Here is a 13,036-nt window from a genome sequence, read left to right as displayed (position 1 = left end):
AGACCATGAATGTAGATGCTTATGATTTTCATTTGCCGGAAGAATTGATTGCCCAGACACCTCTCGCTGATCGCAGTGCTTCTAGACTGCTTCTAGTGAATAAGGAGGATGGAGAGCTGGCTCACCGGCATTTTACCGATATTATTGATTATTTTAATCCCGGAGACACGCTTGTTCTAAATGATACGAGAGTCATTCCAGCGAGATTGTTTGGAGTGAAAGAAGATACTGGTGCTAAGGCGGAAGTGCTTCTCCTGAAGAATCTTGGGGATGATCGCTGGGAAGCACTTGTAAAGCCAGGGAAAAAGCTCAAGACAGGCGCGGTGATCATCTTTAGTGATGAGCTTCGTGCCGTTATCGAGGATGAAGCTGATATGGGTGGCCGTACGCTTCGTTTCATATATCAGGGTATTTTTCAGGAAATTCTGGACAGGCTGGGAACGATGCCGTTGCCACCTTATATTAAGGAAACACTGGATGATCGTGAACGATATCAGACTGTGTATGCTCGGCATGAGGGATCGGCCGCTGCGCCTACCGCAGGGCTTCATTTTACCCAAGAATTGCTGAAACAGATTGAGGCTAAGGGTGTAAATATCGCTTATATCACCCTTCATGTAGGTCTCGGTACTTTTCGTCCGATGTCTGTAGAGAAGGTTGAAGAGCATGTTATGCATTCTGAGTATTTCGTAATGTCTCAAGAAACGGCAGATACCATAAATGCTACTAAGGCACGAGGCGGCCGTATTATTGCAGTTGGTACAACGTCTTGTCGGACACTTGAAACGGTCGGAAGACAATGTGAAGGTGGTCCGCTTGTGGAATGCAGCGGCTGGACGGATATTTTTATCTATCCAGGGTATAAGTTCAGTGTAGTAAATGCGCTAATTACCAATTTCCACCTGCCAAAGTCTACTTTGGTTATGTTGGTTAGCGCTTTGGCAGGTCGGGAACATATTCTAGCTGCTTATGAAGAAGCGATAGAGCAGAAGTACCGATTCTTTAGCTTTGGAGATGCAATGTTTATTTATTAAGGTAAGAGGATGGGTTAACTTATGGCAGCAATTACTTATGAGCACATCAAAACGTGCAAACAATCCGGAGCCAGACTTGGAAGAGTCCACACTCCACATGGTGTGATTGAGACACCAGCATTTATGCCAGTCGGCACACAAGCTACAGTCAAGACTATGAGTCCTGAAGAGCTGAAAGAGATGGATGCCCATATTATTTTGAGCAATACTTACCATCTGTTTCTAAGACCAGGCCATGATATTGTTCGTGAAGCTGGTGGACTGCACAAGTTCATGAACTGGGATCGCCCGATTCTGACAGACAGCGGCGGGTTTCAAGTATTCTCGTTAAGCGACATGCGCAAGATTACGGAAGAAGGAGTTCATTTCCGTTCCCATTTAAATGGGGATAAGAAATTCCTGTCTCCGGAAGTAGCGATGGAGGTTCAGAACTCTCTGGGTTCAGATATAATGATGGCATTTGATGAATGTCCTCCATTCCCGGCCGAATATGATTATGTGAAAAAATCACTGGAGCGCACCACGCGCTGGGCAGAACGTTGCCTGAAAAGTCATGCTCGTCCTAACGATCAGGGTCTTTTTGCTATCGTGCAAGGGGGCATGTATGAAGATCTGCGCCGTCAGAGCGCGGCTGATTTGACTTCCATGGATTTCCCGGGGTATGCTATTGGGGGGCTCAGCGTCGGAGAGTCCAAGCAGCTAATGTATGAAGTGCTGGATTATACAGTTCCCCTGCTGCCACAAGGCAAACCTCGCTATTTGATGGGCGTGGGTTCACCGGATGCGCTGCTGGAAGGATCAATCCGAGGAGTAGACATGTTCGATTGTGTCTTGCCTACTCGTATTGCCCGTAATGGAACAACGATGACCAGTCAGGGAAGACTCGTTGTACGCAACGCTAAGTATGCCCGTGATTTTGGGCCGCTTGATCCGGAGTGTAATTGCTATACATGCCGGAATTATTCCCGCGCTTATTTGCGCCATCTAATCAAAGCCGATGAAACCTTCGGACTTCGATTGACGACATACCACAATTTGCACTTCTTGTTGGATTTAATGCGTAAAGTGCGTGAAGCCATCAAAGAAGATCGGCTGCTTGATTTTCGCGATGAGTTTTTTGCCAAATACGGATTATATGATAATCTTAAAGGCTTTTAGGGTTTGATTTAAGAGTCATGCTTTAATGTACTTTGAAAGGGGGGAGAAATATGATTCAATCGTTTCAATATGCAACTGGCGCAGGTGGTGGAGGTAGTATACTAGGCCTGGTAGGTCCCTTTGTCCTTATGTTTGTAGTATTCTACTTCTTGCTGATTCGTCCGCAACAAAAGAAGACCAAAACTCGTAACGCAATGTTGAAAGCTCTGAAAAAGGGCGATAAAATCGTTACTATTGGAGGACTTCACGGTACGATCATGGAGATTTCCGATGATATCGTGGTTCTGCGGGTCAACGATGTAACTAAGCTGACTTTTGATCGCGGTTCCATCAGCCACGCTGTGGCGACGGATGTCGAAGAGAAAGTATAGACTTGTTATTTAAGTACATAAAAAGCGGTGTCTTCTCATTGGAGAGGACACCGCTTTTTTGATCTTTAAGGTTATTAAGATTTAGCAGTTTAACTTTAACGTACATTTGTTACGCGGCTCGGAACGGTAAGCGACTCTTCACGTCCCCGCAAAGTTAATTTGGCGAGTTGAACGCCAACTGTAGAGGCTAGTACAGCTAGCAAGGTTCCACCAATCATATCTGTAAGCCAATGAATGCCCAGATAGAAAATTCCAAAGACGATTACAACTGCAGAAATACTAGTGATGGCCATCCAGCGGCGGTTCCCTGAACGGAAGGCCAGAAGTGCCATTGTAACAGATATGGACGTATGTAGACTCGGGAAGCAGTTATTGAGACCGGATAGCGGTCTATATTCCTGTTCGAATTTCGGAAATACATCCAGCATAGTAAATTTGACGCCCGCTGGCAGATAGGACCAAACCTCGTTTACCGGGAAGTAAAGATAGAATGGAATCGCCAAGGCATAGTTGATAATAATAGCATAGCAGGTGGCATATAACATCACCCGGTTTTTATCTAACAGATAGACCCCTAATGATGCTGCTAGAACAGACTGAAGCATGAAAATGTAGAAAAAGACGATGATCGGTGTTAACCATGGACTGTAGAATATATCCTGAACGGCTTGGACAAAATGACCCTCTAGACCAAATATAAACGGCGTATAATCAGAGGTAAGATGCATTTTTTGTTCAATTTGCAGTTCATATTTATTTATGGCTAATACGCCAAACATTCCTGCAATCAGCAACAAAAACTTATAGGATCGCAGCATCTCTTTCCCAATTTCAACCAATGCCATGAGTGGATTACGTTTAGCGCCAATCCATACTAATATCACTACTAATGCAACTGTGTACAAAACAATATGGTTCATTGATTGGTAAAACAAAGCAATCGAAGCCTCCTTGATCTCTTAATGAAGTCAGATGATCACAGTTTAACATATTTTCAAGGAATGTTTCGAATTTAATGGAATTATAATTTTAGCTTTTTTGTAAATTAACGCCAAATATTCCGCCGAGAGCGCCAATTGCTGCAGCTGCCAGAACCCATAGCAGATCCACACCAGAGGGTGCGCTGTCCAGTGCCAAAAAACCGATCAACAGAACGATAATCCCATAAAATGCGCCTGTAAGACTTCCTTGATACCAGCCTTTGCTCGTGGCTCTGCGACCGGCGGTTAGTCCTCCGAATGCTGCAGCTATGCCGTGTACAATGTACGTGTACATTGAGAGATCCTGCTCCTTCAGACTGCTGCCCCATAACAAAAGTGAGAGGACAAACGCACCCATCAGCATCCAAAGGAATGATCGACATAGGCCAGATAACACAGGATTGGCTATTCTCCACGAGAACATGCGCCGGATTAAATACATGGTACAACCTCCTAAAGTTTTTTTGAGGAAAAAGAATCAACATAGTTATTATTCATTGTATGGGATGGCTTGCCCCAATAGTACAAGAAAGGGCATTGCAGCCTTTTTACCATTAATTAATATGCCGGCTTCCGAATGTTCCCTGCACAGAGCGGTCAGAATAGGGTTACATTAATCCACCCGAGGAAACAAGTCTGCGGGTGAGAATGGAGGGGAGCGAAGCTATATGTTCCAGCATATCTCTACCCATATTTTCTTGACCGTGCTGATGTATTTCTTCATATTCCTGTGTATGCGCATCATGGGGAAGAGGGAAATAGGTAAGCTGTCTGTATTTGATCTAACGATCTCCATCATGATTGCTGAGATTGCTGTTTTTGTGCTTGAGGATATTAATCGGCCGATCTATGAAGGAGTCGTTCCGATGGCAACATTGGTGTTGATACAGGTAATTGTGGCTCAGCTCAGTCTTAAGAGCAGAAAGCTCAGACTTTTAATGGACGGCAAACCGAGCATACTCATTTCTGGCGGCAAGCTGCACCGGGGTGAAATGCGTAGGCAGAGATATAATATCGATGATCTGCTGCAGCAATTGCGTGGACAGAACATCGCCAGTCCTGCTGACGTGGAATTTGCAATCCTGGAGCCTAGTGGACAGCTAACGGTATTCGAGAAAGAGAAGGGGAGTTCATCCTCTAACCCATCAGGCAATAGCAGTGCAGCTGCTGAGCATAAAAAGAGTGACGATAATAAAGGAAATAAGAACCGTAAGATAGAGCTGCCGAAGAATAAGATCAGATATGAAGGACTTCCAATCCCTCTGATTATGGATGGCAAGGTGCAGGATCAGAATTTAGAGATGATTGGAAAAACCAGATTTTGGTTAAGAACTCAAATTCGTCAAAAAGGAGTATCTGATTTCAAAAATGTATTTCTATGCTCCATAGATCATAAGGGCAGAATTTATGTCGACCGTTTGGACAACAGATAGCTTTTTAGAGCCTGCGTTTGATAAACGGCAGACGGTCCAAGTCACGAATTGAGATAAGGCCAGCTAACAGACTGATTCCGAAATACAGGACCATTCCTATCGCAGAGGCAAATATAAATTGAATCCATTGTACATCTGCAATGGGAATGGAAGTGTATACATAATGCACGCCCGCTCCCATAATGACCATTGCACATAAGGTTTTTATGGTTTCAGTTACTCTTAAAGATAATGAAATAAGACTGACCACACTGTATCCGTGAAGCATCGTAACCAGAATGCTGTTCACAATAATGGCTATGATGGCGCCGTAAATTCCATATTCAGGTTGCGATGCCAGTATTACGATCAGAATGATTTTGACTACTGCTCCAATTAAGGTATTGATGAGTGCCCTGCCCGGTCGATCCATAGCTTGCAGCGCAGCTTGTAAAGGAGCTTGAACATAAATGAACAAGGCGAATGGAGCCATGAGCTTCAGCATAGGAGCTGTATCCGCGTTACCATATAACAAATTGCATAGCGGAACCGCCAGGATATACATAAGAACAGCAAAAGGAGCCCCTGTTACCAGCGCAAGCCGCAACGCTTGATGCATACGCTTGTGAATGGTGGGCAAGTCCTTTCTTGCCGCAGCTTCTGATATGGAAGGAACCAGAGACACGGCAAGTGAAGAGGTTAATGCCCCGGGCAGCAGCAATAAAGGAACAACCATCCCTTGTAAAGACCCGTACTGAGCTGTAGCGGCAGCAGCGGCTATACCTGCCAAGGCGAGACTGCGCACAGTAATAATAGATTCCAGCAGATAAGAAAAAGAGCCTACAAGCCGACTTGCCGTAACGGGAATGGATATGCCTAGTAACCGCCGTAATATGGGGGAGTTGGCTTTCACACCTTGTGTATCAGATGGGATAACCTCCGGCTCGAGAGCGGGTTGCTCTGGAGTCGGATTTGTCTGCTTTTTATCTTTTTTAGTAATGACATAATATTGCCACAGAATCGCTAACATTCCGCCAATTTCTCCAACCGTCACACCTAACATCGCTCCAGCCGCCGCCATAGCAATACCCTTAGGAAGCAACAACCAGGAGAACCAGAGCATAAAGAATATTCGAACTAAAGATTCGAAGATGGAGGAGAGCGCCGATGGAATCATGTTCTGCTTGCCTTGGAAATAACCGCGGTAAATTGCAGATACGGCGACAATCCCAATCATTGGGATCATGGCAATAAACGTATAATAAACTCGATGGTCTGTTAAGATAACATTGGAGACCCATGAGGCACTTACCAAAGCAACCAATGTAAAGAAGATTGCAAGTCCAATACTAAGAGCAAGTCCAGTACGTAAAATCAGCCGTGATTTTTCAGGCCGATTCTCTCCTTCTGCTTCCGCTACCATCTTGGCTATCGCCAGTGGAATCCCGCCTGTAATGACAGTAACCAGCACAAGAAAAAAAGGATACGCGAGCTGATACAGACCCACACCTTCTGCTCCGATAATACGGGGTAAAGCAATCCGGGGAATAAATCCAAGCATCCGATTAATGATGCCGGCGGCTAGCAAGATTAAAGTTCCTTGTATAAAGCTCTGTTTCTTCAAAGGTCACGCCTTCTTCCCAAAATGAAATAAAACGCTGGCGAACTTGTCTATTCTTATGGATATGCTGTACCCCTATCTCGGCATGCCTTGTTTTAGTGGCATTAACTTTTTGTGACGGAAGAAGGAAAGCGAAGAACAAGAGTCGAATATCTATGGTGAGCATACGAACATGAGCGATCTTTGGAGGTGTCAACACGTGGAATCGGAACAGTGGAATCATGATCAACATAGTGAAGAAATCGAAGCCATGTGCCGCAGCAAAGCTGAAGAATTCCGGCTCCTCGGCTATGAGTATGTAACCAGCAAGGATATTTGGGATTGCATCAGCCGTAATTATGATAAGGAAGGCTTGCCTCCCCTACATAAGCTGGTAAACGACATTTATTCCTTGAAAGCCAATAGTTACATGAATTATTTGACTATTGCGGCCTATCGGGGGTTGAACTGAACAATAAACCACATATTTCTTTTTGCGAACTGCCTGATAAAGCAGTAAAGTAAGAGAATAATAACTCCACATCTCCTATTAAAACGGATGTCTTGCTGATTTAGGCAGGGGCGGCCGTTTCTTTGTGTGAGTATAGCTCTATCAATGCTGTGAATTGACGGTCATTTCGCGTGTAGCTATAATAGGAATATTGAGTTAATGAAAGGGGAACTAGCTAGAGCATGAAGAGACTAATGGGCTTTTTTATTACCGTGCTCGTTTTGACAGGCGTTATGGCATTTACTACTCCTGGACTGCTGGACAAGGTTAGACTTGGTCTTGACCTGAAAGGCGGATTTGAGATTTTGTATCATGCTGAGCCTATGGAAGCGGGAGCAGCATTGTCCCGAGCTTCTCTGCTGAAGACAGCGGAAAGCTTAGAAAAACGGGCGAATGCGCTCGGAACAAGTGAACCAGAGGTAACTACTGAAGGTACGGACCGTATCCGTTTGAAAATTGCGGGCGTAACGGATGAAGCCGAGGTTCGTAAAAAAATGAAGGAACCTGCAGTTCTGACTTTCCGTAGTGCTGCTGAAGGTGACGCTGAGGGAACTTACAGCAAAATCGAACTGGTAGGTAGTGATTTTGTTGAAGGTGCTGCAGAAGTTGGACGGGATAACCTGAATCAGCCAATCATCAGCATCAAGATTAAGGACAAGGACAAATTTGCAGAGATTACTAAACGTCTCTTGGGAAAGAATCTCGCAATTTACTTGGATGAGAACAAACTATCTGACCCTACGGTACAAGCAGTACTTACCGATGGCAGTGCTTCTATTTCTGGTAACTATACAATTAAGGAAGCGCGCGAACTTGCAGACACGATTAACCTAGGTGCATTGCCACTGAAGCTGACGGAGAAATATTCCCAAAGTGTGGGTGCTACCCTGGGTAAGCAATCGCTTGATCAAACGATTCGAGCAGGTCTGCTGGCTTCTGTGATTATCCTTATTTTCATGATCGGAATGTATCGTTTGCCAGGTCTTTTGGCTAGTTTTGCCTTGCTCTTGCATACATGGGCGCTAATCGCGGTCTTCGTCTTCGCGGACTTCACCTTGACGCTGCCTGGTATAGCCGCATTTATTCTGGGTATAGGTATGGCGGTAGATGCTAATATCATTACCAACGAACGGATAAGGGAAGAAATGCGCAGTGGAAAAAGTATACTGTCCTCCGTTAAGGCAGGGAATAAATCCTCTTTCCGGACAGTAATGGACTCCAATGTGACTACTATTATTGTGGCAGCAGTTATGTTTGCCTTCGGTACAGGTGCGGTCAAAGGCTTTGCATTGGTGCTGATTGTAGAAATCGTGCTGAGTATCGCCACGAATCTTTATTTCTCCCACTGGTTGCTTAGCCAGCTTGTCAAAGCGGGTAAGCTGAACAAACCGAAGAGCTTCGGTGTTAAGGAGAGTGAAATCCGTGCGCTTTAAGAAAGAGCTTGATTTCGTACATTTGAGTAAATATTTCTATATTTTCTCTATCGCATTGACAGTAGCAGGATTGATTTTCCTGGCGACATTTGGCCTGAATTACAGCGTTGACTTTAAAGCTGGATCTAATGTGGACATCTCCCTATCCAAGAATTTGAACTTGGATCAGGTTAAGACTGCAACTAGTGCAATCGATGTCGATCATGAACCGACGATTTCGTTTGGTGATCAGCGTGTGAATATTCGTTATGACGAAGTTCTTGATGAGGCTCAAGATGAAGCCCTAAAAGCTGAAATCCTTAAGCTGGATGACAAAGCATCATTTGAAATTAACACCGTGGACACTGAAATGGCAAAAGAATTGGCACGTAATGCTATTTATGCAGTTCTGATTTCTTGTCTGGGGATTATTATTTATGTAAGTATTCGTTTTGAATGGCGTTTCGCCGTGGCATCGATTGTGGCCTTGCTCCATGATGCCTTTATCGTAGTCGCGCTCTTCTCTATCTTCCGCTTGGAAGTGGATTTGACGTTCATTGTAGCGGTGCTTACGATCATCGGTTATTCCATCAATGATACGATCGTTATCTTTGACCGTATCCGTGAGAATTTACGTTTTGGTAAACAGAAAACTTATGAAGACTTGAAACACCTTGTGAACAAAAGTGTGGCTCAAACGCTCATGCGTTCTCTCTATACTGCATTTACCGTATTTATTGCGGCGTTCTTCCTGTTATTGTTCGGAGGCGAGTCGATTAAGATGTTCTCGCTTGCGATGGTAATCGGCTTGCTCTTCGGAGCTTACTCTTCCATCTTTATTGCAAGTCCACTCTGGTTAGTGCTTAAAAAGCGTGAGAAGGTTAAAGTGAAGAGCAGCCCGAATAAAGGTTAGAAGAAATTAGCATCGAAGTTCTACTTTTCTTATACGTTTAAGAAAGCCGCGTCAAATGCGACGCGGCTTTCGAAATCTTTAGGGTCATGTCATGTGTATTGAATCATCATGAGATTACTTGCTATTGGTAAGGAGGGCCTCGTATGAATAAAGAACGATCACCGCAAAGCGAGACGGTTGCTTGGACAGGGATCATTAGCGATGTTACTTTGGCAGTAGCTAAGGGGAGTTTTGGCTATATTTCAGGGAGCAAGGCATTAATGGGGGATGCTTTGTATTCCGGAGCAGATGCAGCAGCTAAATTGGCGGATATTCTTCCGTGGCGCTCTGAGCAAGTGAGAAAGAGTAAGCAACGGATCGAAGAACGGCGGGGCACTAAGGAGCCGCTGCTGGCTATACTTTTTTCGGTATTTATTCTTATGGGGGGACTGCAGATCGCATTCTCTGCAATCCGCGACTTAACAGATGGAAAATCATCTACACACGGACAGCTGGCGTTTGTAACCGTCTTAGTATCTATTGTGTTTAAAGAAGCTGTTTTTCAATATCAATATCGCTACTTTAAAAAAATAGGTGATGGCAGTCATGCTGCATATGTTAATAGTCATCGTTTCAGCTTATATACATCTATCACAGTATTAGTCGGAATTTCGTTATCCATGGGTGGTACCTATTGGCATCCTCTATCTTATATGGATCCTATTGCCGCACTCTTAACCGGAGTTTTAATTCTTCGTAAAGGCTATTCACTCATTGCTAGCTCTATTAACACTAAAAATGCGCAGGAGCTTCCTTCGGAGGAAGCCGCTAATTTTATTGAAACAGTGCAACGTGTTCATGGCGTCATTCGCGTAGAACATTTGAAGGCACTTGAGCAAGGGAATTATGTGAATCTTCAAGTGAAAATCAGTGTGAATCCGCGGATTACGGTGATGGAAGCACAGGATATTTCGGAATGCGCTAGGAAGCTGCTGCAGCACCGGTTTGTTCATGTCGGTGAGGTGCATATGGACGTTGTTCCTTATGATCCCGGCTATCCGTACAAAAGCAATTATGAATTGCCGGATAATGATATTCCTACGTTGCTTCAGTAGTTTGCAAGGTGAGAGAAAGGTGAGTTCTATTGCTTTATTCAAAAACAAGATGGCAATCTCCGGCAGCCAATCCCGACACAGTTAGGGATATGGCCCGGAGCCTTTCTATTTCTCCACTCTTATCCTCACTATTAGTAAATAGAGGAATGAACACGCCTCATGAAGCTCTAAGCTTCATGGATGGCAGTGAGGAAGAACAGCATGATCCGTTCCTACTCAAAGGAATGGCTGAAGCGGTTCCTAGAATTAGAAAGGCTTTAAAAGATGAAGAACATATTCTTATTTATGGCGATTATGATGCCGACGGGGTGTCCAGCACAGCACTTATGATTCATCTGCTGCGCTATTTAGGCGCTTCCTTTGATATTTATATCCCACACCGCTCTAACGAGGGCTATGGGCTGCATAATCATGCCCTGGATTGGGCTTTACAGCAAGGTGTCTCCTTAATCATTACAGTAGATACTGGCATTAGCGCTTATCATCAGGTTGCTTACGCTAATGAACTGGGGATCGATGTGATCGTTACGGATCACCATGAACCTCCTGAGCTTTTGCCAGAGGCCTATACGCTTATTAATCCCAAGCTGCCAGATTGCCCTTATCCGTTCAAAGGATTAGCGGGCGTAGGTGTGGCTTATAAGCTTGCTCAGGCTATTCTAGGGGAAGAGACTCCCACAGAATGGGCAGAGATTGCAGCGATAGGAACGGTTGCGGATTTAATGCCGCTGCTTGGCGAGAACCGTGAGATTGTTAGAAATGGCTTGGAAAGTATGCGGCATTCAAGTTTCCCGGGGATTCGTGCCTTACTCGCTGTCAGCGGTGTGAACATGAGCACTGTGAGTGCGGTCAATATCGCTTTTGGCATGGCGCCGCGCATCAATGCCAGTGGTCGCCTGGATCATGCTGGACGGGCTGTGTCCCTCCTCACTACCGAGCATGCGGCTGAGGCAGAGCAGCTAGCTGGAGAGCTTGACCTGCTTAACAAAGAACGCCAATTGGTGGTAGAAAGAATTGTTGTTGAGGCCACTGCCAAGCTGGAGCAGATGACACAGGGTGGCGAAATCCCAGACATCATTGTTCTTGCTGATCATGGCTGGAATGTAGGTGTGGTAGGTATAGTGGCTTCCAAACTGCTGGAGCGTTATTATCGGCCTGTGATCATTCTGGATATACATCCAGAGACCGGAATGTGCAAAGGTTCTGCTCGCTCCATACCTGGACTTGATATCTACGCTGCACTTTCTTCTTGTTCTGAGTTAATGGATCATTTTGGAGGTCATCCAGCCGCTGCGGGAATGAGCCTGCATCGGGATGGATTAGAAGTCTTTGCTGCAGCATTAAATGAATATGCGTCCGGGGTGTTAACGCCAGAGCATTTCGTTCCTGTTGCTTCCGCTGATGCAGAGGTGTCAATCTCGGATTTATCACTGCAGACCGCGCTAGAATTGGAAAGGCTTGCACCTTTCGGAATGTCTAATCCGTTGCCGAAGTTTATTATTCGTGGGGCTACCGTGAAAGAGACACGTACAATGGGTCAAGATGGAAAACACCTGAAGATTGTATTGCAGCAGGGGAAAAACAGCATTGAAGCCTTGGCGTTTGGTAAAGGCGCTTTATCCAGGCTGCTACCGGCGGGTACTACGATCAACGTGTTAGCTGAACTGTCGATCAATGAATGGAATGGCTCACGCAAATCACAGCTGATGCTGCAGGATTTATCTGTGCAGGATGCCCAGTTATTCGATCTTCGTGGTGCTGCTGACGCCGTACGGCAAGCCGCACATATTAGAGAACTACTTCTTCCTTATAGTGGTGCGGGTCCGTATCGAGCTGCTGCAGTGTTTCAGAACGGACGTAGTACGCCTGCAAGTGAATTGATAGGAATGTCTTTATGGGTATATGATAAAGAAGCTGGCATTAGCGCTGCTGTTAAGGATGAGCCCCTTCAGGAGTCAGGGCATGTCTCTCTGTTATGCATACTGGATATGCCGGAGACTCCTGAACAACTGGATGCGCTGCTCCAAACCTTCCCTAATGCTGATAATATTGCGTTATTGCATTCTATCAAGGATGGCCGAGAACGACTTATTACTCCGACACGGGATCATTTCAAAATACTATATAAACTGTTGGCTTCGATCACCTCAGTTGCAACGCCTGAGAACGAAGTTTTGCTGCGGTTAAGCCGCCAGTCCTCGTTAAGTATCCGCATGCTTAACAACATGCTTGATGTGTTTGAGGAGCTTGATTTTATTAAAAGAAGTCAGGGAAGTGTGGCGTTTATTACTCAGCCAGTAGCTAAAAGTCTGACAGCTTCGAGTCATTTTGTCCGACTGGGACAGATGGCGGAGATGGAGCAATACTTCATGGAGGGCAGCCTGTCAGAGTTACAGGACTGGATGTTATCGCGTCGTTTAGGCGTATCATAATCCATGCGAATATGAGATGCTGAGCGTACCCAACGGTGTATAAAAATGCAACGCTCATATAACAAAGCGAATGCTTACGAAGCAAGTTTTGTCGATCTGAAATCAAAGCAGCTTATGCT

The 13,036-nt window shown here is 45.0% G+C and carries 12 protein-coding genes; 9 read left to right on the top strand and 3 right to left on the bottom strand.

Annotated features, from left to right (window positions below):
• The first annotated feature begins 5 nt into the window (after positions 1 to 5).
• From queA to yajC, 3 genes are read left to right on the top strand one after another with little or no spacing between them, the layout of a single operon-like run.
• Complete coding sequence (queA, locus tag MHH50_RS24420; protein ID WP_076130401.1) at positions 6 to 1,034, top strand: tRNA preQ1(34) S-adenosylmethionine ribosyltransferase-isomerase QueA; 1,029 nt, start codon at positions 6 to 8, stop codon at positions 1,032 to 1,034.
• Between the two features lie 21 nt (positions 1,035 to 1,055).
• Entirely contained in the window at positions 1,056 to 2,192 is a 1,137-nt protein-coding gene (gene tgt / locus MHH50_RS24415) for a tRNA guanosine(34) transglycosylase Tgt (RefSeq protein ID WP_036677666.1), read from the top strand.
• 50 nt (positions 2,193 to 2,242) lie between these two features.
• Entirely contained in the window at positions 2,243 to 2,563 is a 321-nt protein-coding gene (yajC, locus tag MHH50_RS24410) for a preprotein translocase subunit YajC (protein ID WP_036677664.1), read from the top strand.
• A 95-nt stretch (positions 2,564 to 2,658) separates the two neighbouring features.
• Here the strand turns inward: yajC and MHH50_RS24405 are convergent, their stop codons facing one another.
• Entirely contained in the window at positions 2,659 to 3,483 is an 825-nt protein-coding gene (locus MHH50_RS24405) for a phosphatase PAP2 family protein (protein WP_076130400.1), read from the bottom strand.
• A 109-nt stretch (positions 3,484 to 3,592) separates the two neighbouring features.
• A complete protein-coding gene (locus tag MHH50_RS24400) occupies positions 3,593 to 3,985 on the bottom strand; it encodes a TIGR04086 family membrane protein (RefSeq protein WP_339169415.1) in 393 nt (130 codons plus the stop codon).
• A 226-nt stretch (positions 3,986 to 4,211) separates the two neighbouring features.
• On the opposite strand from MHH50_RS24400, the gene MHH50_RS24395 reads away from it, so the two are divergent.
• Positions 4,212 to 4,976 (top strand): DUF421 domain-containing protein, encoded by a 765-nt coding sequence (locus MHH50_RS24395; RefSeq protein ID WP_076130399.1) that lies wholly within the window; start codon positions 4,212 to 4,214, stop codon positions 4,974 to 4,976.
• 4 nt (positions 4,977 to 4,980) lie between these two features.
• On the opposite strand, the gene spoVB is transcribed toward MHH50_RS24395, so the two are convergent.
• Positions 4,981 to 6,579: a stage V sporulation protein B gene (gene spoVB, locus MHH50_RS24390; protein ID WP_076185511.1), complete on the bottom strand. Its 1,599-nt coding sequence runs from the start codon at positions 6,577 to 6,579 to the stop codon at positions 4,981 to 4,983.
• Positions 6,580 to 6,775: 196 nt separating this feature from the next.
• Here spoVB and MHH50_RS24385 point away from each other — a divergent pair, with 196 nt between their 5' ends.
• From MHH50_RS24385 to recJ, 5 genes are all read left to right on the top strand, one after another.
• Positions 6,776 to 7,027 (top strand): post-transcriptional regulator, encoded by a 252-nt coding sequence (locus tag MHH50_RS24385; protein WP_036677655.1) that lies wholly within the window; start codon positions 6,776 to 6,778, stop codon positions 7,025 to 7,027.
• Between the two features lie 221 nt (positions 7,028 to 7,248).
• A complete protein-coding gene (secD, locus tag MHH50_RS24380) occupies positions 7,249 to 8,499 on the top strand; it encodes a protein translocase subunit SecD (protein WP_036677653.1) in 1,251 nt (416 codons plus the stop codon).
• Positions 8,489 to 9,391 carry a protein translocase subunit SecF gene (gene secF / locus MHH50_RS24375; RefSeq protein ID WP_052097271.1) on the top strand — a complete coding sequence of 301 codons (903 nt, stop codon included), beginning with the start codon at positions 8,489 to 8,491 and terminating at the stop codon, positions 9,389 to 9,391. The genes secD and secF overlap by 11 nt, the downstream gene beginning before the upstream one ends.
• A gap of 143 nt (positions 9,392 to 9,534) precedes the next feature.
• Complete coding sequence (locus MHH50_RS24370; RefSeq protein WP_339169411.1) at positions 9,535 to 10,485, top strand: cation diffusion facilitator family transporter; 951 nt, start codon at positions 9,535 to 9,537, stop codon at positions 10,483 to 10,485.
• 29 nt (positions 10,486 to 10,514) lie between these two features.
• The gene (gene recJ / locus MHH50_RS24365; protein ID WP_340033538.1) at positions 10,515 to 12,917 is read left to right on the top strand and encodes a single-stranded-DNA-specific exonuclease RecJ; all 2,403 of its coding nucleotides are present in this window, start codon (positions 10,515 to 10,517) and stop codon (positions 12,915 to 12,917) included.
• Positions 12,918 to 13,036 lie beyond the last annotated feature (119 nt).

It is taken from the genome of Paenibacillus sp. FSL H3-0302 (assembly GCF_037982245.1).
GTDB classification, from domain to species: Bacteria; Bacillota; Bacilli; order Paenibacillales; family Paenibacillaceae; genus Paenibacillus_AQ; species Paenibacillus_AQ odorifer.
The sequence above is the reverse complement of the archived record's forward strand: the minus strand, read 5'-3'. Positions and strand labels throughout refer to the sequence as shown.